This window comes from Roseimaritima sediminicola (assembly GCF_009618275.1).
Taxonomy (GTDB): Bacteria; Planctomycetota; Planctomycetia; order Pirellulales; family Pirellulaceae; genus Roseimaritima; species Roseimaritima sediminicola.
Map to the genome: position 1 here is coordinate 1 of NZ_WIAD01000064.1, position 18,714 is coordinate 18,714.

Annotated in this window: 19 protein-coding genes; 17 read left to right on the forward strand and 2 right to left on the reverse strand. The window is 64.0% G+C overall.

Translation table 11 applies throughout. The annotated features are described in order from the left end of the window. Positions 1 to 236 precede the first annotated feature (236 nt). The 3 genes from GE027_RS20350 (at position 237) to GE027_RS20360 (ending at position 2,060) form a co-directional block, all read left to right on the forward strand. Positions 237 to 491: a hypothetical protein gene (locus GE027_RS20350; RefSeq protein WP_153559068.1), complete on the forward strand. Its 255-nt coding sequence runs from the start codon at positions 237 to 239 to the stop codon at positions 489 to 491. A gap of 404 nt (positions 492 to 895) precedes the next feature. Continuing rightward, entirely contained in the window at positions 896 to 1,480 is a 585-nt protein-coding gene (locus GE027_RS20355) for an RNA polymerase sigma factor (RefSeq protein WP_153559069.1), read from the forward strand. 106 nt (positions 1,481 to 1,586) lie between these two features. Further along, positions 1,587 to 2,060 (forward strand): hypothetical protein, encoded by a 474-nt coding sequence (locus tag GE027_RS20360; protein WP_315852926.1) that lies wholly within the window; start codon positions 1,587 to 1,589, stop codon positions 2,058 to 2,060. 15 nt (positions 2,061 to 2,075) lie between these two features. Here GE027_RS20360 and GE027_RS20365 read toward each other — a convergent pair whose 3' ends face one another. Beyond that, the gene (locus GE027_RS20365) at positions 2,076 to 2,453 is read right to left on the reverse strand and encodes a hypothetical protein (protein WP_315852927.1); all 378 of its coding nucleotides are present in this window, start codon (positions 2,451 to 2,453) and stop codon (positions 2,076 to 2,078) included. A 391-nt stretch (positions 2,454 to 2,844) separates the two neighbouring features. Here GE027_RS20365 and GE027_RS20370 point away from each other — a divergent pair, with 391 nt between their 5' ends. The 7 genes from GE027_RS20370 (at position 2,845) to GE027_RS20400 (ending at position 9,539) form a co-directional block, all read left to right on the forward strand. Then, entirely contained in the window at positions 2,845 to 5,412 is a 2,568-nt protein-coding gene (locus GE027_RS20370; RefSeq protein WP_153559070.1) for a tetratricopeptide repeat protein, read from the forward strand. Positions 5,413 to 5,422: 10 nt separating this feature from the next. Then, a complete protein-coding gene (locus GE027_RS20375) occupies positions 5,423 to 5,893 on the forward strand; it encodes a hypothetical protein (protein WP_153559071.1) in 471 nt (156 codons plus the stop codon). A 344-nt stretch (positions 5,894 to 6,237) separates the two neighbouring features. Continuing rightward, positions 6,238 to 6,660 carry a sensor histidine kinase gene (locus GE027_RS20380; protein ID WP_153559072.1) on the forward strand — a complete coding sequence of 141 codons (423 nt, stop codon included), beginning with the start codon at positions 6,238 to 6,240 and terminating at the stop codon, positions 6,658 to 6,660. Next, the gene (locus GE027_RS20385) at positions 6,660 to 7,070 is read left to right on the forward strand and encodes a flagellar basal body rod protein FlgB (RefSeq protein WP_153559073.1); all 411 of its coding nucleotides are present in this window, start codon (positions 6,660 to 6,662) and stop codon (positions 7,068 to 7,070) included. Before GE027_RS20380 ends, GE027_RS20385 begins: the two co-directional genes overlap by 1 nt. A gap of 37 nt (positions 7,071 to 7,107) precedes the next feature. Next, complete coding sequence (gene flgC / locus GE027_RS20390; RefSeq protein ID WP_153559074.1) at positions 7,108 to 7,527, forward strand: flagellar basal body rod protein FlgC; 420 nt, start codon at positions 7,108 to 7,110, stop codon at positions 7,525 to 7,527. Between the two features lie 3 nt (positions 7,528 to 7,530). Continuing rightward, a complete protein-coding gene (fliE, locus tag GE027_RS20395; protein ID WP_153559075.1) occupies positions 7,531 to 7,857 on the forward strand; it encodes a flagellar hook-basal body complex protein FliE in 327 nt (108 codons plus the stop codon). Between the two features lie 38 nt (positions 7,858 to 7,895). Continuing rightward, complete coding sequence (locus GE027_RS20400) at positions 7,896 to 9,539, forward strand: beta-cystathionase (RefSeq protein ID WP_153559076.1); 1,644 nt, start codon at positions 7,896 to 7,898, stop codon at positions 9,537 to 9,539. Between the two features lie 255 nt (positions 9,540 to 9,794). Here GE027_RS20400 and GE027_RS20405 read toward each other — a convergent pair whose 3' ends face one another. Next, complete coding sequence (locus tag GE027_RS20405; RefSeq protein WP_153559077.1) at positions 9,795 to 10,868, reverse strand: fatty acid desaturase family protein; 1,074 nt, start codon at positions 10,866 to 10,868, stop codon at positions 9,795 to 9,797. Positions 10,869 to 11,237: 369 nt separating this feature from the next. Here GE027_RS20405 and GE027_RS20410 point away from each other — a divergent pair, with 369 nt between their 5' ends. From GE027_RS20410 to GE027_RS20440, 7 genes are all read left to right on the forward strand, one after another. Beyond that, positions 11,238 to 12,407 (forward strand): FliG C-terminal domain-containing protein, encoded by a 1,170-nt coding sequence (locus GE027_RS20410; RefSeq protein ID WP_153559078.1) that lies wholly within the window; start codon positions 11,238 to 11,240, stop codon positions 12,405 to 12,407. Between the two features lie 31 nt (positions 12,408 to 12,438). After that, the gene (locus GE027_RS20415) at positions 12,439 to 13,116 is read left to right on the forward strand and encodes a FliH/SctL family protein (RefSeq protein ID WP_153559079.1); all 678 of its coding nucleotides are present in this window, start codon (positions 12,439 to 12,441) and stop codon (positions 13,114 to 13,116) included. Then, positions 13,113 to 14,543: a FliI/YscN family ATPase gene (locus GE027_RS20420; protein WP_153559080.1), complete on the forward strand. Its 1,431-nt coding sequence runs from the start codon at positions 13,113 to 13,115 to the stop codon at positions 14,541 to 14,543. Before GE027_RS20415 ends, GE027_RS20420 begins: the two co-directional genes overlap by 4 nt. A gap of 196 nt (positions 14,544 to 14,739) precedes the next feature. After that, positions 14,740 to 15,528: a flagellar export protein FliJ gene (gene fliJ / locus GE027_RS20425; protein WP_162006852.1), complete on the forward strand. Its 789-nt coding sequence runs from the start codon at positions 14,740 to 14,742 to the stop codon at positions 15,526 to 15,528. A 4-nt stretch (positions 15,529 to 15,532) separates the two neighbouring features. Beyond that, on the forward strand, positions 15,533 to 16,180 hold the full coding sequence (locus GE027_RS20430; protein WP_153559082.1) for a hypothetical protein: 648 nt from the start codon (positions 15,533 to 15,535) through the stop codon (positions 16,178 to 16,180). A 94-nt stretch (positions 16,181 to 16,274) separates the two neighbouring features. After that, entirely contained in the window at positions 16,275 to 18,077 is a 1,803-nt protein-coding gene (locus GE027_RS20435) for a flagellar hook-length control protein FliK (protein WP_153559083.1), read from the forward strand. Between the two features lie 160 nt (positions 18,078 to 18,237). Next, the gene (locus tag GE027_RS20440; RefSeq protein WP_153559084.1) at positions 18,238 to 18,675 is read left to right on the forward strand and encodes a flagellar hook assembly protein FlgD; all 438 of its coding nucleotides are present in this window, start codon (positions 18,238 to 18,240) and stop codon (positions 18,673 to 18,675) included. Positions 18,676 to 18,714 lie beyond the last annotated feature (39 nt).

An 18,714-nucleotide genomic window follows, 5' to 3' on the forward strand; every position in this document is an offset into this window, starting at 1 on the left:
GGATTTATGCCGACGTGCTTAGCATCCCCTCCGGCAGGGCTCGCCTTTGCCGGCAGGGCCTACTGGCTACCCCCAGCAGGGCTTCTGGCTACTCAGAAGGGCTGCCGGGCCGAAACGGTTGGCCTTGTCATCGATGCTAGGATAAACTGTCCGACCTGTTGGCGGTCCGTTGCCGGGCCGCTTCGAAATTTCTTTATCGCTCTGTCCGTGCGTGATGTGCACGGGGAGGAACCGAAATGCGTATTCAACGAATCACCGCTGTCGTCACCCGTTGTGTCGTCGATCAGATCGATCGCACCAATACGGCCGTCGCAAGCGTGGTCGCCGCCGCATTCGGTCTCCGGCAGATGCATCTGGGGATGCTGCCCTGCGGCAGTCCACCGCCGGCGGGCAAACCCATGCCGTACGGCCTAATGCCGTACGGCTTGGAATGTTGCCCGTTCCGCTCAGGTACCAGCCGCAGTGGCTGGCCGGCCTCTGCGGGTGCCTAACGCGTTGCTGGACAGTCGGTACGGCGCGTGATGCGTTCCCCGACTGCTAGCCCCCCTTTCTTTCCACAACCCTCACCCGCGCTGCCGGCTTGCCGGCGGGCTCCTGTATCGCAGGAGCGTGCGCGTCATTTCGTGCAAATGACGCGGCGCGATGCGGACTCGGTGGAAAGACCCTCAACCATCCCCCGGCGATTGCCAGGCGGTTCGACACCGGCACCACGACTGTGAGCCGCGTCGCCGTCGGTCATGAGCCTCCGGACCGAAAACCCGGTCGGCGGAAACCAGCAGGATCGCTGCGTCGTTTCCTGCTGAACGCCATTTTCCGTGGATCGTGGGGCAGGCCTGCCGCAAGGTGGTCCTGCGTCCCGCGGCCTTCGGTCCGGACCGATGAAGGAACATTCGAGATGACTTTGACCGCAGATTTCGAGACGATTGAATTACAGGCGATGACGGTGGTACAGCTGGTCCGTGCGGCTCAGGAAGGCGACCGATTGGCCTTTGGCGAACTGTTCGAGCGTTACCGGCCCGGGATCGTCGCCTTGGCAATGCGACGGGTGCGCAATGCCGACGAAGCCGACGAACTGGCCCAGGACGTGTTCATCCAGGCCATGGAGAAGATCGATCAGTTGCGGGTCCCCGAAGCGTTCGGGGGTTGGCTGCGGCGGATCGTGCACCGCATGGCGATCAACCGCGTGACCCGTCGCCAGGCGCCTTTGGCCTGCGATCCGGAAACCTTGGAAGCGACCTGCTTGGCGTTCGGAACGCCCGACGAGATGGCGCTGCAGCGAGAGCAGGCGGCCAGCGTTCGCGATGCGGTCGACCGACTGGGAACGACCGATCGGGAAACGCTGCGAGCGTTCTACATGCACGGCCAGTCGCTGATCCAGATGAGCGAAGCGTTTGACGCTCCGGTCGGAACGATCAAGCGGCGGCTGCACGTGGCGCGGAAGCGACTGGCCAAACAGATGGACGTCGCCCAAGCCGTTTAACCAGTGGCATAGGCGCAGCAGTGGCATAGGCTTCCAGCCTGTGAGCCTACCTTTTCTCGGCTGGGACAGCCGAGCTACTTTGGGACAGCCGAGCTATGATAGCGCCATGGAATCGTTGATTGCGGCGCGGATTCGATTGAAATGGCTTTGGGTGCGTCTGTGGGCGGGGCCGTACACCCTGCTGGGCTTGACGCTGGGAGTGCTGCTGGGCGGCCGGATGCAGGTTGTCGACGGGGTGATCGAGATCCACGGGCCGCGGATCGCGGCCCTGCTGCGGCGGTTGCCGCCGCGGGCCATTGCCCTGACGCTGGGTCACACGGTTTTGGCGCAAAGCGAGGGCGTCTTGTCGCAGACGCGCGTTCACGAACGGGTGCATGTGCGACAGTTCCAGCGTTGGGGCCCGTTGATGGGCCCCGCCTACCTGCTGGCGTCGCTGTATCTGTACGCCAGAGGTCGAGATTATTACCGCGACAATCCGTTCGAAGTCGAAGCGTTCGCCAGTGAACGGGCGCCGCATTGCGAGGCGGGAATGCCCCCTACCAGACGCACCGATAAGGATGGCGTCGACGAAGGATCCTAGGATCTAACCGAACCCTTAGTCTTCGTCGTCGTCGCAGGCTTCGCCACTGTAGCATTCGACCAGGTCGGAGTCGTCCAGGTTCAGCTGGGCGCGTTGGTCGTCGTCCAGTTGCACGTAGCCCAGCGAGCGGACCACTTCCAGGACTTCGCTGCAGGTCGGGAACATGCGACCAGCGGCCCGTTTGTACTGGTCCATCGCGTGCATGAACTCAATCTCTTGCTCGTTGTATTCGCGTTCGCAGGTCGTGGGGTCGATCTGCCGGCGGCGCTGTTGTTTGCGCCGCTGGGTGGGCTCGGCGGTTTGCGTTTCGCAGGCCTCTCCGCCTCGGCGGTCCGTGCGACGACGGTCGATGGTGACGATGTTTTCGGCGGCGGTGGTTGCGGTGTTGGTCACGTACAGGGCCCTTTGGGTGGGAAGCAAGCCGGAGACCGCGTCGGCACTCGCGGTCGGTCGAGCTTCCGGGAAAGGTGAAAGAGTTGTGGTCAACTTTGCCAATGAAGCCTAGCACGCGGTTTGTCTGGATGACGGGATATTTTCCCACCGGGCAAGCCTGGGAATCTGTGCGGGCAGGGCGGCGGTGCGGGTGGTAACGGTTGGCCGGCCTGGTTTGTGAAACGGTCCGCGGCGCGATCCTGTTTCTGACACAGCCTGGCAATTCGACTCAAGGGTTCGGCTGCTGCGATTGACTCGCCGCGTCCTCTTTTCGTATCAGCAAGGTCCGAGGTTCCCACTTCGCCCGAGGTTCCTCCGTCGCCACCCCACGCTTTGCCCCGCAATCGCTCGCATGCCACCAGCGCAGGAATCTACCGAAACCACGCCGGCCGTGCGTCGATCCTCGCGCGCCTCCTGGGCGTTGATCGCTGCGGCCGGAGTGGCCGCGATCGGCGCGTTCGCCACCTTGTTCAGCGTGTGGGCGCGAACCACCACCCCCGGCTTGACCGATACGCTGCGGATCGCGACCGACGAGTACACCGCGGGACGCCCCGCGGTGGCCGCCAATCTGGCCCAGTCGGTCTCGTTTCCCGACGATTTTGCAGACCAGGACCTGATCCATCTGCGGGAGTTTCTGATCGGCGCCGGCCGCGCCGCAGCGGCGGACCCCGACGCCGACCACGACGCCTGGCGTCTGGCCATGCACGAGGCCATCCCGCACCTCAAAGCCGCCGAGGCGCACGGCTTTCCGCCGGGTCGCGAAGCCGACGGCCAGCGTCTGTTGGGGGAGGCGTTGCGGAGCAAGGGCCGATTTCGCGAAGCGGCCACGCGATTGGCCGCGGCGATCGAAGTCGATCCGACGCTGCGCCGGCAACTGTTGCCACGCCTGATCGAAAGCCAGCTGCTGTCGCCCGATATTCCGCCGGAGCGGGCTGTCGAATCGACTGTCGCTTGGCTGAAGTGGCTGACCCCGAACACGCCAGACTATTTTCACGCGCTGCTGCTCCGCGGCCGGGCGCTGGTTAAACAGCAACAGTGGCCTTCGGCTCGCGACCAGTTTCGAAAAATCATCGATCACAGCAAGGACCGCCACCTGGTTCGCGAGGCCCGCCTGCAGGAGGCCGGCAGCCAAGTCGCCGAAGCGATGTGGCTGCAGCAGCAGGCGGCCGGCGAAGCGCCCACGGCAGTCGTTCGCGAGATCTTGGACGAAGCGATGACGACGCTGGCGGAACTGGAACGCGAGCCGGACACGTTGTTCGCCGCCCGCACCAAACTGTGGATCGCTCGGGCGCATCGCGCGTTGGGCGAGTCGGCCGCCGCGATCCTGGCCGCCACCTCGGTTCGCCAACACCGTCCCTTCAATGCCGAATCGATCGCCGGGGGGACGCTGGAAGTCGAACTGTTGGCCGACGAGGGACGCGGCTCGGAAGTCCTGCAAACGGCTCACTTTCTGATTCGCGAAATCGGCGATCCGCGGTTGTTCGATGGACGGATCATCAGCATCGACGAGTTCCGCAAACGCCTGACCGCCGTGGCTAACCAGCTGCGCGAGAACGGCTTGTACCAGAACGCGATCGACCTGGCGCGCGTCCTACCGCCGGTGTTCGCCCCGGACGATGCCCTGATGCTCGAAGCGGTCGCGTTTTCCGATTGGGGCGAGCACACCCTGCGAATCGGCCGCCAGGTCGATGGCATGATCCCCACCGACGTGGCGGCCCTCGCTCGACAGCATTTCCATGCGGCCGGCGATGCCTTTGCGGCCGCCGCTGCCGAACGATTCACCTCGGCCCAGTACGTTCCCACGCTGTGGATGGCCATCGCCGCGTACGAGAAAAGCCGCGATTTCGCCCGCACCCTGCAGTTGATCGATCCCTACCTCCGGTACGAAGACCGCCCCCTGAAACCCCGTGGCCTGCTGACTCAGGGCCGAGCTCTGTTGGCACTGGATCAACCGCGTGAAGCGCTCGCACCGCTGCAAGCCTGCATCGCCGAACACCCTCGAGACTCGCTGCGTTACGAAGCAAGACTAACGGCCGCGCTGGCTCACGCCGAACTGAATCAGTTGCCCCAGGCTCGCCAATTGCTGGACGATAATCTCTACGACGGCACGCTGGCACCGGAGAGTCCGGTGTGGCGGGATTCGCTGAATCTGCTGGGCCGCTTGCTGTATCGCGAAGCCTACCGCAACCATCTGCTGTTAACCGAAAAACTGCCCGATGAGCTGGCCCCCGAGGACACCGGCACGGCCAGTTTTCGTGAGAACCAGGAACTGTTGGAACAGGCGATCCGGCGGCTGGAAGAGAGCGCCCGACGGGAGGCCCTGTTGGTCCAGGAGGACCGCCTGAAGGATCCGCTCGCCCGACGACAAGCGACCAGCCGCTCGCAGAACGCCAGCTACCTGGCCGCCCGCTCGCATCAGATGGCTGCTTACTGGCCGGGATTGCAGGCCGCACTGCCCGACGTTCTGGATACGGCGCGTCGTCGTTTCAATCAAACGCGCGACGAACACCTCCATCAGGCCATGCAGGGCTTCGCCACGCTGCGTCACACCTTGGCCAGCTTGGAGGAAGACCAACCGCTGTCGGACACCGATACGGCCCTGATGCGCAATTGTTTTCTGGCCGAAGCCGATGTGATGCGGCAACGCGGCCAGTGGACCGAAGCCGCCGAGGCCTACCGCAGCATCTCGCTGCGATACATGAACCAGCCGGCGGCCCTCGAAGCCATGTTGGGACAGGCGCGTTGCATGGAAAACCTGGGACGGCAGCGCGAAGCCAAGGCGATCATCCGCCAAGCCGAACGCGTCCTGCAGCGGATCCCGCCGACCTACGACAACCGTTTTGCCGAAACCACTCGATACGATCGCCAGCAGTGGCAACGGCTGTTTGCCTGGCTGGCGTCGCCGGACACCGATGCATAGGAAGCCGCCGATGGATCCCGACACCGCCGATCCCGACACCGCCGAACTGGTCCGCTTGGTCGACGAGCGTTGGCAGACGCTGCAGACCCTGCTGGAGATGACGCTGCAGCAAAGCGAATTGATCCAGCAGCAACAGGTCGCCGAGCTGTTGCCGAGCCTGTCCCGCAAACAACCGCTGCTCGAACAGTTTGCCCGCCTGCAAGAACAACTGCGGCCGCTGGCCCAACGTCCCGCCGACGCTTGGCACTGGCCGGATCCAGCCCAGCGAGCCGCCTGCCAACAGAAACTGGACGAGAGCGAACAGATGCTGGCGGAAATGATGCGGCTGGAACAACAGTGCGAGACCGAACTGGTTGCCAGCCGCGACCAACTGGCCCAGCGGATGCAGCAGTCCGACGGTTCCCAGCGCGCCGCCTCGGCGTACCGCCAGATCCAGCAACCGGTTCCGACCAGCCGCCTGGATCTCTCGTCCAGCACCTAGGCACGTCGCAACATTTCATTCGGCTTTACTCTCCCACTGGGAGAGTCGGGCTCTTAGGCCCGGAGAGGGTTTTCGTAGGGCCCTCCCCGGGCCTAAGAGCCCGACCCTCCCGCTGCGCGGGAGGGTGTTGTCGCCGGGTTTCACCGAAAGATTCATGCCGACGTGCTTAGTGGCCTAGGCCACAAAGTAGCTCGGTTGTCCCAGCCGAGACCGTGTGTTGCTTCACGGCTGGGACAGCCGTGCTACTTTGACTTTAATCAATCTGGATATTTCTCTTGTCTTCGACGACCGTTTCCAGGTAAGGACTAACCATCAGGAAGTCCCCCTTGCCGAAGGAACGGCCGATGACCTCACCATCCCAAGCCTCTCGAACCACTCAAAAACCGTCGCTGCGTCAGTTGGTCGAACGCGTCACGTCGCAGGCGCTCGCCAACCATGCTGCCGCGGTAACGCTCACGCTGGACATCGATCCTCGGTTGGCGCCGCCGGGCGATGCCGACGACGTCACCCAGCTGCTGCAGGTATTGATCGGCCAATCGCTCAATGAGATGGCCGCGGGCGAACTGTCGCTGATCGCCTGGCAGGGCCCACAGTCTCTGGAGCTGGAGATCGCCGACAGCGGCAGTCCCATCGAACAACGCTCCTGTTCGCTGCCGATGATCGCGGGCAAACTGGGCAGCCGCATCACGCGGCAGAACTGCCCTCAAGGCGGCGCGGCGGTCACCATTCACTTTCCGGGGACGGCGTCGCAGCAGGAGGCGGCTTGATGCTGGACCTGTTTTCCTCGACGGCGATCCCGGCGCTGGAACAGTCGGCCGTGTTTGCCCAGCGCCGCCACCAGGTGTTGGCCGGCAACCTGGCCAACCTCGACACGCCCAACTACCGCTCGCGCGATCTCTCGGTCGACGCGTTTCAAAACGCCTTGGCCAATTCGATCCAGCAAACCCAATCGCCTTCGGCCAGCCGCAGCCCCGGCCACGCCGGGACGGTCAAACCGGCTTTTGGCGACGGGCCGCGAGCCGCCATGCAGGAAGTGGTGTACCACGACGGCAGCGACGTCGGCATGGAACACCAGGTCACCCAGATCGCCAAGAACCAACACATGCACAACCTGGCGATCGCGCTGATGCGAAACCAGTTCGGTGTGCTGCAAGCCGCCATCTCCGAACGCGTCTAACCGCGCGCTTTCCCTCTCACCATCTGGAGACGCAACCATGATCACTGCACTGGATATCAGCACCTCGGCCCTGGTGGCCCAGCGAGTGCGTCTGAATACCGTCTCGGGAAATATCGCCAACATGTCGTCGTTGACCGACGAAACCGGCAAGGCCGCCCCCTATCAGGCCCGCAAAGTCGTCTTCCAAACCGACGACGAACTGACCACCAGCGGCGCTTCGGGCGTCAAGGTGGGCGAGATCCAAACCGACCAGTCCGAACCGCTGTATCGCTACGAACCCCAACACCCGCTGGCGATCAAGGACGGCAAATGGAAAGGTTACGTCGCCTACCCGAATATTAATCTGACCGAACAGATGGTCGACGCCCTGGAAGCCACGCGAGCCTATGAAGCCAACGTCGGCGTGATGGAGATCACCAAGGACCTCAGCCGCGAATCCCTCTCCATCATCGCCTGATAGATGCAACCCTTTCGCTTTCCCGCGGGCCCCACGCCCACACCGCCGCCGCCGCCCATGCCGCCGCCGCCCGCGGCGCTGGGCAGACCGACTCCGTCCGGTGGCCCCAGCGAAGCGTTCGTGGACCTGATTGCCGGAAAAGTCCAAGAGGTGAACTCCGCCCAGCTGCAAGCCGACCAGATGGTGCATCGCATGCTGACCGGTGAAGAGGTCAATCAAGCCGAAGTGTTAACCTCCGTTCAGAAAGCGGACATGGCGTTTCGCATGATGCTGCAGATGCGAAACAAATTGATGGACGCCTACCGCGAAGTCCAACAGATCCAAATTTAATCTTTCCCTAGCAACCTGAATCGATCTCTTCCGCTTCGATGAACCTGTTGAAAGAATCCACCGACCAGTTTCGCAACGCCTTCCTGGCGATGCCGATGGCGTCGCGCGTGATCGCGGGGATGCTGGTCGTGGCCATCGTGGTCGGACTGGGGATCTTAATTCAGGGCGGCAACACCAGCGAGGACACGTACCTGTTCGGCGGCGAATCCTTCAACGAACAGGAACTGTCCCAGATGGAACTGGGGTTTGCGGATGCCGGGCTTCGCGGTTGGACTCGCGAGAACAAACGCATCAAAGTCCCGTCCGATGCGGTGCACGAATACCTCAAAGCTCTAGCCGATGCCGGTACGTTGCCCTCCCGGCTGGAATCCGCCGTCAGCGAAGCGCTCAACCAGAGCAATCCACTGGAGCTGAGCGATCAATTCAAATTCCGCGTCGAACACGCTCGCGCCGAAAACCTGAGTCGCCAGCTTCAAATGTGGCCGGACATCGAATGGGCGGCCGTCCAGTACGACGAATCCAAGCGGGGTTGGTCCAACCAACACCGACAGACCGCCAGCGTGACCGTGGCACCTTTGGGCGACCGTCCGTTGTCGCCGGCACGGGAACGCAAGATCAAAGAATTTGTCAGCGGCTCCTACGCCAACCTGGACTTCGAGAACGTCGTTGTCATCGACACCAACTCCTCGGCCGCCGGCAGCTGGGACGATGAAGAGAACGAATTGCTGGCGACCAAACGGCGCGTCGAAAACGATTTGGAAATCCGCATCCGCCAATTGCTCAGCGTCTACGGTGACATCGGTGTCGGCGTGACCGCCGAGATCGACCCGATCCTGCGCAGCCAAAAAACCAAGATCGATTACACCGAACGCACGCCCCTGCACGAAAACTCGCGAAAGTTAAAGGTCGAAACCCAAAAGGGTGCGGTCGGCGGCGTGGCTGGAGCGGCACCCAATGGCGTCGGAGCCAATCAAGGCATGGCCCTGAACGATACGCCCACCGTGTCGACGACCAGCGAAGATCAACGCTCCAGCCAAGGCGTGATCGGGCAAACCTACGAACAGACCGAACAGGCGCCGCTGTTGGTGCGCCGCGTGACCGCCAGCATCCGTTTGCCCAAGACCTACTACGAAACCACCTACCGCACCGAATATCTCAAACAAAATCCGGGCACCAAGGTCGAAGAGATCCCGCCGATGACCCCGGAACAGTACGCCAAGCGGCGCGAAGAAATTCAGACCAATATCCAGTCGGCCGTCGCGCCCTTGTTGCCCGGTGGCGAAGCCGGTGAGGACCGCCTGAAACTGGTCACCGTGTGGGACTACGAAGAGTTGCCCACACCGCCGGCGATGTTGCCGGGGATGAGCGACAAGGCGCTGTCCTGGCTGGCGCGCTCGTGGCAGACCGTCGGCTTGATCGGTCTGGCATTGGTCGCGCTGTTGATCGCTCGTTCGGTCGCCAAGAACGTTTCCGCGCCACCACCGGCTCCGCTGTCCGAAGGCTTTGGACTGGAGATCCCCAAACCGATCAAGCCCGAAGGCGGCGAGGAGGGCGAGGAGGGCACCGCGGCGGGGATGCAGATCACCGGCGGCAGCTTGAAAGAAGAACTCACCGAGCTGATCGAAAAGAATCCCGACGTCGCCGCCAACGTGCTGCGAAGCTGGATCGGCGACGCGGCCTAGCGGTCGCCTTCCGCTGTGTTGAAAGATAGTAGCACGTCGCAACATTTCATTCAGCTTTACTCTCCCACTGGGAGAGTCGGGCTCTTAGGCCCGGAGAGGGTTTTCGTAGGGCCCTCCCCGGGCCTAAGAGCCCGACCATCCCGCTGCGCGGGAGGGTGTTGTCGCGGGGTTTCACCGAAAGATTCATGCCGACGTGCTTAGCACGGCTGGGACAGCCGAGCTACTATGCGACTCTCGGCTGGGACAGCCGAGCTACTATGCTCCGCCGAAGGTTGCCGAGCGACGCTTCTTCGCGGACACGGTCGAGCTGCTTTGATTCACCTGTGTCCACAACTCGCTGACCACCGCGAACCAACTGGGATAGACCGTGGCGTGATAGGGTGAATCGGCTGGCAACTGAGCGATCAAGCGGCGGTGGGCTTTGCCGAGATTGTGGTAGGGGATGCCGGGAAACATGTGGTGCAAGGCGTGGTACCGCATCCCCAGCGGGCACAGCAGCTCGGTCCAGATCGGCACTCCGGTGATCGTGGTGGAATCGGACAACTGCTGCTCATGCGACATCCGCCGACCATCGCCCAGGTAGCGGTGCGCCGCCAAAGTGCGGATGTAGTTGACCCCCAGTACGAACGTCGCCAGAGCGTACAACTGGGGGAGCCGTGTCCAATCGGTAAAGCCGACGGCCATCGCAATGAATATGCCCCAGGCCCGTGCACTGCAGGCCAGGTCCATGAACGTCCACCACCGCGGGGTGGGTTGATCAGAAATCGGCCGCGAGTAGTGAAAATCGATCACAAAGGAAGACGCCCGCCGCAACGTCCAGCGACGCAAGCGCGGATGCAAAAACGTCAGCGGCGCCAACAGGAACCGGATCACCACCGCGATGGGCTGGACGAACACCTGCAAGAAGAACAAGGCGATGTCTCGGACCGCGCCGTTACCCAGCGGCAGGTACTCCCCGTCCAGCTCGGTGCCGTAACGCCGAGCGTTGTGATGGTCGCGATGGTTCTCGTAGAAAAAGCTGGGCGTCAACAACGGAATGCCCGCAGCCAAATCCCAGACGATTCGAAACCAACGCATCTCCTGCTTCCGAAAGTGTGCGATCTCGTGAATGAAGGATCCCAGGCGGTACAGGGCAAATCCGGCCACGAGAAAGCTGACGACCTGTAACCAGGACCCCAACGGAGAGGCAAAGAAGAGGGTGGCCCCGCCGTAGCCGACGATCAAACTGACAACAAAGTCGACCCAGTAAATCCACTCGGTCGGTTTCTGGAGATCGGCGACGAGGCGGTGGGCACGCACCAAAAAGGAACGCTCGGATGCAGTGGACATGGTTGTTGATCAAGCAAGGTGAAGACGGCAAACCCGGATGATCCGGGCAACGGGTCGCGAGGGCAGGAGGGATGGAGCCCGGCGGATCTTTGAGGAGGCTCGAGCGGCGTCGCGGGCACAGGGACGCCAGACACAGCCTCAAACGGTTTTGGCGTGCAACGAACGTGCCAAGGCGGCGAGCCCTCGCTTGCAGCCGCTCTGCCGAGCCGCCCGGCCGCTCCGCATTGGGGACCCTGCGATCCGGCTTGGGGGCGCCGCGTGGCCCGCCCCCAAAATCCCTCTTGGTCCTTTGCCGCCTTGGCCGTTACAAGGGCATGCAGCAGTCCTTCCCGCTGCCGCACCCCAGAGAACGCACGGAAGCCCGCCCGTATGACTCAGCACACTCCGGATCGTCAAGCCGCCCTGCGACGCACGGCCATCCTGCTGTCGACGCTCGATGCCGCAACCTCACGTCGCTTGCTGAGCCAGTTGCCGCCTTTGAAACGGGCAACGCTGAAACGCGTGATGACCGAATTAAGTGACGTCGATCCGCTGGAACGCCGCCAGGCGATGCAGCACTTCCTGCAGTCGGCCAGCCAAAGCAACGTTACCGAGCCCCACGCCGCCGGTGCGAAAACGCCTCCAACAAATCATCTTTCCGGAAATCATCATTCCGGAGACGGGCCGACAGCGAACGGCACCGCCGCGGCGGCCGCCGCCGACGCCTCGCCCCTGTCCTTTCTGGGGTCGGTTCCCGATCACGTGCTGCTCGGCGCCCTGGAGGGTGAACATCCTCAAACCATCGCTCTGGTGCTGGCTTCGATCCAGCCCACGCAGGCCGGTCGCCTCTTGCCGCGACTGGCCGAGGAGACCCGCAACGCGGCCATGCAGCGTCTGGCAAGACTCGACGACCTGCCGCCGGACGCGTTGAATTCGATCAGCGAACATCTAAAACGATTGGTCGCCGATGCCACGCCGTCCGGCTGTTCGCCCACCGGCAGCCGGACGTTGGCAGCGATCATGGAGCAGGTTCCTGTCGAACTGCAGAGCAACCTGCAGCAGGTTCTGGGTTGGTCGCCGGCGCCAGTCACGGCTGCGGCCGACGCGTTTCCTGGCGTCGCTGATCCGGCGACGCCCACCGCCCCTGGACCGGCCGCCGAGCAAACGCAGTGGAACGACGATGCGCCCGCCGCATCGCCCGGCAACGACGACTCGGCCTCCCCCGAAGGTTTCGTCCCTGAGATCGATGTGGCGGAGCTGGACGAATCATTCCAGCGACTGCGGCCGGTGATGCTTCGCGATGCCCTGGCACAGTTGGAAGGCCGTCAAGCGTTGTTGGCCGTGTGCGGGTTGCCCACTCGCGTCGCCGACCGGGTGCTGGATACTCTGCCGCGCCGTCAAGCGAAAAAGATTCGCCAACAACTCCAGCGACTCGATTCGATCACGCTCGAGGACATCGACCACGCCAAAGCGACCCTGGCCGAGCGACTGGGGATCCTGCCCGCCGCCTCGAGCTCGCACCACGCGCCGCCTGCGCCCTCGCTCATGAGCGCTGCCTAGGCCTTCGCCCCCACCCGACGGAACCTTTCCCATGGCATCGATATTGAAATCCAGCGCAACCCGACAGGACGTAGGTCCCAGCGGCGTGGCCGGATTCAACCTGAACGACTTCGCGGCCAGCGGCCGTCAGATGCTGGACGCCGCCCGCGAAGAAGCGCAACAGATCCTGGCCGACGCCCGCAAAGAAGCCGAACAGATCACCGCCCAGGCCGAGCGTGACGGCCGCGCCGCGGGCCTGGCCGAAGCGAGGAAGACCGTCGAACAAGAAGTGACCCAGCGTGTGCAGAGCGAAGTCCAGCAGCAACTGGGCGTGCTGCAAGCGACCGCCCAGCAGTTGGCTGACCAGCAGGCGCAGTGGCTCGAAGCGTTTTCGCAGACGCTGACGGAACTGGGCATCGGGATCGCCGAAAAGATTGTTCGCCAGCGACTGCAAACCGAACCCCAGCTGGTGCTGGAGTGGACCGAGCAGGCGCTGCGGCAGGCCCGTTCGGCGCGTTCGTTGGTCGTCGCCGTGCATCCGGAAACGCTGGTTCAACTCGGGCAATCGCTCGAAGCCCTGCTGCAGACGGCCGGCGCTGCCGACGACGCCCGCTTGGAACCGGATGAATCGCTGGAACCGCACGGCGTGGTGATCCGCCAGTTGGGCGGCAGCATCGACGGGCAACTCTCCAGCCAACTCGATACCCTTCGCCGGATGCTCCAGCCATGATCCTGCCCACACTGCCTGAAAGCGCGACGTTGCTGGCCGCCCTGGGCGATGGGCTGCCGCTGCGCGTGCGTGGTCGGGTTTCCGCGGTGTCCGGTGGAAACATCGAAATCGAAGGGATGACCGCGCCGGTGGGCGCCGTGTGCCGTATTCACTTGGCCGACGGCTCGCACTGCGACGCGCGGCTGATCGGTTTTCAAGGCGTGCGTCCGATCCTCGCTCCGCTGGCGTTTCCCGAAGGCGTCGCGGCGGGCGACGAAGTCGAATTGGTCGCTAACAAAGCCTGCGTCGCCGTGGGACCGGAACTCCGCGGCCGCGTGATCAACGCCCTGGGCGAGCCGATCGACGGCCAACCGCTGCCCGCTGGCCTGCTGCCGGCGGAACTGGAACGCCCCTGTCCGGAATCGCTGCAGCGGCCCTCCATCAATGAGCCGCTGGAGACCGGCGTGCGAGCGATCGACGCCTTCCTCAGCTGTGGCCGCGGGCAACGGCTGGGCATCTTCGCCGGCTCGGGCGTCGGCAAGAGCACGCTGCTGAGCATGTTGGTGCAGGGCACCGCCGCCGACACGATCGTCGTCGGCATGGTGGGCGAGCGAGGCCGCGAGGTCCGCGAATTTATCGAACACACGCTGGGCGAAGCCGGACTAGAGCGGACCGTGATCGTGACCGCGACCAGCGATCAACCGGCGGCGCTGCGCGTCCAAGCGGCCTGGACCGCCACGGCGGTTGCCGAAAGCCTGAGGGATGCCGGCCAGAACGTCTTGCTGCTGATCGACTCGGTCACCCGCTTTGCCCTGGCCCAGCGAGAAATCGGTCTGGCCGCCGGCGAACCACCGACCACCCGCGGCTACCCGCCCAGCGTCTTCGCCATGCTGCCGCGTCTGGTCGAGCGCGCCGGCAACACCGAACAGGGATCGATCACAGCGTTTTACAGCGTCCTGGTCGAGGGCGACGACACCAACGAACCGGTCGCCGATACGCTCCGCGGCCTGCTCGATGGCCACATCGTACTCAGCCGCCAGCTGGCCTCCGAATCGCACTGGCCCGCGATCGACATCCTTTCCAGCCTCAGCCGGCTGCAGTCGCGGATCGTCGACCCCGCGGTCCAGCAAGCCGCCGAGATCCTGCGGCAATGCATGGCCGAGTACCGCCGCAACGCCGACCTGATCGCGATCGGCGCCTACAAAGCCGGCACGAATCCGCAATTGGATCGAGCGATCGCGATCCGCGGCCCGCTGCAGGAACTGCTGTGCCAGCGGACCGACGATCGTTGGTCGATCGAACAAACGCACCAGGAACTGCTGCGCCTAGCCACCGCCCTCACCACCGCCGCCCAGCAAGCAGGTGCCCAGCAAGCGGGCGCCCAGCAAGCGGGTGCCCAGCAACAAGCCGGTGCACAACAAGCCGCGGCGCAGCAACAGGCGGGGTGAGAGGCGAGGGGCGACGGGCGACGGGCGAGGGGCGACGGGCGAGGGGCGAGGGGCGAGAAATTGGAAATTTGAAATTTGCTGACTCTAACGGAATCTATGTATGAGAAGAATCGTTTTCTCCCCTCTCCCCCGAAGCCTGGCGAGCTTAAGCGAGTCAGGCTTCGGGGGAGAGGGGTTGGGGGTGAGGGGACCTCCGGTGCAATCCCTCGTCGCGACCCATGCTGCAACCGACGAGTACGAACCCAATGAGCACGAACCCGACGAGTACGAACCCGACGAGTACGAACCCGACGAGTACGAACCCGACGAGTACGAACCCGACGAGTACGAGTACGAGCACGAGCACGAGCACGAATCAAACTCGCCACTCGCCACTTCCAAACTCTGGCGTGTTCAGCTACGGGGGCCCCCAACCAACAACCAACAACCAACAACCAACAACCAACAACCAACAACCAACAACCAACAACCAACAACCAACAACCAACAACCAACAACCATGTTCTCCTTCCGATTTGCTTCGCTGTTGCGGCTGCGCGAGAACGAGCGTGATGCGGCGCGTCAGGAGATCGCCGACGCCATGCGGGCGCTCGGGATTCTCGAGGACCAGCGCACCGAACTGCTCGACCAACGCGAGCAGCTGCGGGCCGCCGCCCAGCGACAGCTCAGCGGCAAGGGGCTATCGGTCGATGCGATGCTCAGCAGCGGTCGGTACGACGTTCAATTGGCGGCCGAAATCCAGTCGCTCGAGGGCAACATCGCCGCGGTGGAGGTGGAGGTCCAGCGTCGTCAGGACCGATTAAAAGAAGCGGACATCGAAGTCAAACGCCTGGAACGGCTCCGCGAACAACAACACACCCAGTGGCAGCAGCAACAGCTGGCCGCCCAACAAATCGAACTGGACGAGATCGCCTCGATGCGAGCCGTACGCAATCACCGTCATATCCGCACCGCGTCGCCACCGTCTTCTTCTTCAGGAGCCTGAGCCGATGGCTATGGTCTTTCGTCTCGCCGCCGGCCTCTGCGTCGCAACCGTGTTGACTCAGGGTCTGGTCGCCGGCGTGCTGGCATCGCGCGGCACGCTGAACGCCCAAACGCTGACCCAGATCGTGGCGTTGATGAACGGCATCGACATCACCGGTCGGCGGCTGCAGATGGTGATCGACCAGGCGTCGGGTACCGAACAGCCGGACTTTAGCGAAATCCTCGAAGCCAGGGTCCATAAAAGTTTGGACATGGACCTGCGGCTGGAAGCCCAGAAGCGTTACAGCCGCGAACTGGAGGAGAAGCTGGCCGAACTGCAAGCCGAGCAGGAACGGTTTGACGTGCGACGAGCCGAATTCTTTGAAAAACTGGACGAAGTCCGCAGTGGCGTCCAGACCGAGGGCATGCAGGAACTGACTCGCACCCTCCAGGCACTTGCCCCCGAACAGGCAAAAGATCAACTTTTGCGGATGATGGATGACGGTCGTATCGAAGATGTCGTCAATATTGTTCAAGCTACGCCGCTAGATAAACGAACAGATATCTTGGCAGAGTTTGTTTCGGAAGCCGAATCGAAACAACTCGAGGAGATTCTTCGCCGCATCGGTGAAGGGGAACCGGCCAAGTCGTTGATCGATCGCGCCGCTCAGTGATGGCGGCGGGCGAGGTCGTTCCAGCGGCGCCTCCCCGCTCGTTTCCGCAGCCCATCGGTTGGCTGTCGAAGCGAAACATCGCAACGGAACGACCATGTCGACATCATCTGGCTCCAGCGTCTCAAGCGTCTATTCGACGCAAACGCCTCATGCGATGACCCGCCTCGCTCGGTCCTTGCACAGCGGATCGGTCGGTCGCCCGGGTCTGGTTCCTTCGGGCCTGGTTCCTGCGATCGGTGGCGACGCCTTTGCCGAAGTCTTTCAGATGATGGCTGCGCCCGCGGCCGAACCATCGCCGGAAACCACTCCCGCGGAATCGGTATCGTCCCGCCGACCGGAACCAGCCGAATCGGCCGAGCCCGCCGCCGAAGAGACGTCGGCCAACGAGGACGGCCAGGACGAACGTGCCGCCGACGACGCCACCGTGCAGACGGCAACGGACCCGGCACTCGCTGTGGCGGATACCCAGCCCGTCCCGGCAGTCGAAGACGCGGCCGCCGAGCCCGCAACAAGCGATACGGCCGAACAGGCGCTCACCGCGGACGCCGGAACCGAGGAAGGCCAGGCATCACCAACCGATGCGGCAAACAAACCAGCCGGCGACGCGGCGAAAACGCCGGTCACGCCGACCGCCAGTGGCGAAGACACGCCTGCAGAGGCCTCGGCGACCGCTCAACCTTCGGCCACCGCTCAAACCGGTCAAGCCGAGCTGGCCGGAGGGGCCGAACGCACCGCACAGCGGACCGACAAACCCGCTGTGGTGTCAACCGACGCCGAAGGCCCGGCAGCCCCCACGGCCACCGACGCCCAGCACCATCAGGACTCCGCCGACGGTCAGCCATCGTCCTCCGCCGAGACGCCCGAGGTACGCTACGCAGGCGAAGCTGGAGAGGACCAAGGCGACCGTCGCTCGCGGCACCGTGGCCGCTCGTCCCGCGACCGGGTGAACCCAAATTCGGCCGGCCAGAACCCCGCAACCCCATCCCCGGCCGCGGACGCCGCAGCCGCTTTGCCCCAACGCGCTGCCGCCGCAGCCGAGGCTGCCGCCGCGGTCCAGGAAGCGACCAACAGCGCCGCGGCCGCCGAAACGGCCGGCGAATTCCAGCCCCCCACGGCGCCGGCGCACCAGGCGGCGGCCGCAGCCGCGATCAGAACCACGCAACCGGCTTCCGCCGGTAAAACCGCGACCTCGGCGGCGGCTCCGACCGCCGCGGCCAACGGACCGGCTGGCGATGGCGGCGGCGCCGCTCGCGATCCGCTTTCCGCCACTACCACCGAAGCCACCACCAATCGGCAGGGACGTTCCTCGGCCGCCGAAGCCCAGGGCAACGAAGGGCCGCGCGTGGCCGACCGCGCGGTCCTGATCCAACGCGTCTCCCGCGCTTTCCAGCGCATCGGTGTCGCCGGAGGCCAGGTGCGGATCCGCCTGCATCCCGAAGAACTGGGCGGCGTGCAGCTGCAGATGAACGTTCAGGGCCAACGCATCAGCGCCTCGGTGGTGGCCGAAACCGAAGCTGCCCGCAGCATCCTGACCCAGCACCTGCCGGAACTACGCCAACGCTTGGCCGACCAAGGCATGCAAGTAGAACGGCTGGAGGTGCATCTAGAGGGTGAACAAGACGGACAGGAGGGGGCGGACCTGTTGCGACAGGACCGCGGTGGTCACGCCAGCGGCTTCGGCAGCCATGGCTCCGGCGGCTGGCTGGGCGGCCAAGATCCCGCCTGGAGCCACCTGGGGCGGGGCCGCCAACAGGGCGACGCGGGCCAGGAAAACTCCAGCCAGGGCAGGGCAGGGCAAGCCGACCGCGACGCCGGGTTACGGTCGGCGCAGAGCCGCCGCGATGGAGCCAGCGTGATCGAAGCCGCCGCCCGCAAACGCGTCGATCTGATCGGCTAGAGAAGAATTAATTGGCTAGAGAGGACCTCAAACTCCTCCGGTAACGTGCCTATCCGCCGACTGGGATAGCGTCGCGGCGGCCCGCTCCGCTAGGCTCGCCCACGAGAACCGGATCGTTCGTCACGTTCCGGACCGCCTTCGCTAACAAAGACGAACCGCCATGTCTGCGATCAACGCATCTGGATCCACTGTCAGCCAGGCGGAGAACATCGCCTCCGGCTCGCCCAACGATGGCTTCAGCGATCTGAACATCGACGAGTTCCTGCAGCTGCTGATCACCGAGATGCAGAACCAGGACCCGCTGGACCCGATGGAGAACAGCGAGATGTTGCAGCAGATCGGCCAGATCCGTGAGATCGGCGCCACCGATCAATTGACCTCGACGCTGGGCAACCTGGCGGCCAGCCAAGAACTGGTCACCGCCAGCAGCCTGATCGGCCAAACGGTCGAAGCGATGGCCGACGATTCCACCGAGGTGACCGGGGTGGTCGACCGAGTAACCGTACAAACTGACGAAAGTGACACCCGGAAAGTCAAAGTTCACGTTGGGGAGAAGACGATAGATATACGGAACATTCGACAGATAAACTCTGCGTAACCGTTACGTCTTCCCATCGGGCGAGGGCGTCAGCGGTGC

What these genes read in the sequence shown, in the direction of transcription:
- GE027_RS20350 (WP_153559068.1), top strand. Translation starts at nt 237, where the DNA reads ATGCGTATTCAACGAATCACCGCTGTCGTCACCCGTTGTGTCGTCGAT.
- GE027_RS20420 (WP_153559080.1), top strand. Translation starts at nt 13,113, where the DNA reads ATGATCCTGCCCACACTGCCTGAAAGCGCGACGTTGCTGGCCGCCCTG.
- GE027_RS20355 (WP_153559069.1), top strand. Translation starts at nt 896, where the DNA reads ATGACTTTGACCGCAGATTTCGAGACGATTGAATTACAGGCGATGACG.
- GE027_RS20360 (WP_315852926.1), top strand. Translation starts at nt 1,587, where the DNA reads ATGGAATCGTTGATTGCGGCGCGGATTCGATTGAAATGGCTTTGGGTG.
- GE027_RS20430 (WP_153559082.1), top strand. Translation starts at nt 15,533, where the DNA reads ATGGCTATGGTCTTTCGTCTCGCCGCCGGCCTCTGCGTCGCAACCGTG.
- GE027_RS20375 (WP_153559071.1), top strand. Translation starts at nt 5,423, where the DNA reads ATGGATCCCGACACCGCCGATCCCGACACCGCCGAACTGGTCCGCTTG.
- GE027_RS20410 (WP_153559078.1), top strand. Translation starts at nt 11,238, where the DNA reads ATGACTCAGCACACTCCGGATCGTCAAGCCGCCCTGCGACGCACGGCC.
- GE027_RS20440 (WP_153559084.1), top strand. Translation starts at nt 18,238, where the DNA reads ATGTCTGCGATCAACGCATCTGGATCCACTGTCAGCCAGGCGGAGAAC.
- flgC (WP_153559074.1), top strand. Translation starts at nt 7,108, where the DNA reads ATGATCACTGCACTGGATATCAGCACCTCGGCCCTGGTGGCCCAGCGA.
- GE027_RS20400 (WP_153559076.1), top strand. Translation starts at nt 7,896, where the DNA reads ATGAACCTGTTGAAAGAATCCACCGACCAGTTTCGCAACGCCTTCCTG.
- GE027_RS20370 (WP_153559070.1), top strand. Translation starts at nt 2,845, where the DNA reads ATGCCACCAGCGCAGGAATCTACCGAAACCACGCCGGCCGTGCGTCGA.
- fliE (WP_153559075.1), top strand. Translation starts at nt 7,531, where the DNA reads ATGCAACCCTTTCGCTTTCCCGCGGGCCCCACGCCCACACCGCCGCCG.
- GE027_RS20380 (WP_153559072.1), top strand. Translation starts at nt 6,238, where the DNA reads ATGACCTCACCATCCCAAGCCTCTCGAACCACTCAAAAACCGTCGCTG.
- GE027_RS20405 (WP_153559077.1), bottom strand. Translation starts at nt 10,868, where the DNA reads ATGTCCACTGCATCCGAGCGTTCCTTTTTGGTGCGTGCCCACCGCCTC.
- GE027_RS20415 (WP_153559079.1), top strand. Translation starts at nt 12,439, where the DNA reads ATGGCATCGATATTGAAATCCAGCGCAACCCGACAGGACGTAGGTCCC.
- GE027_RS20385 (WP_153559073.1), top strand. Translation starts at nt 6,660, where the DNA reads ATGCTGGACCTGTTTTCCTCGACGGCGATCCCGGCGCTGGAACAGTCG.
- GE027_RS20435 (WP_153559083.1), top strand. Translation starts at nt 16,275, where the DNA reads ATGTCGACATCATCTGGCTCCAGCGTCTCAAGCGTCTATTCGACGCAA.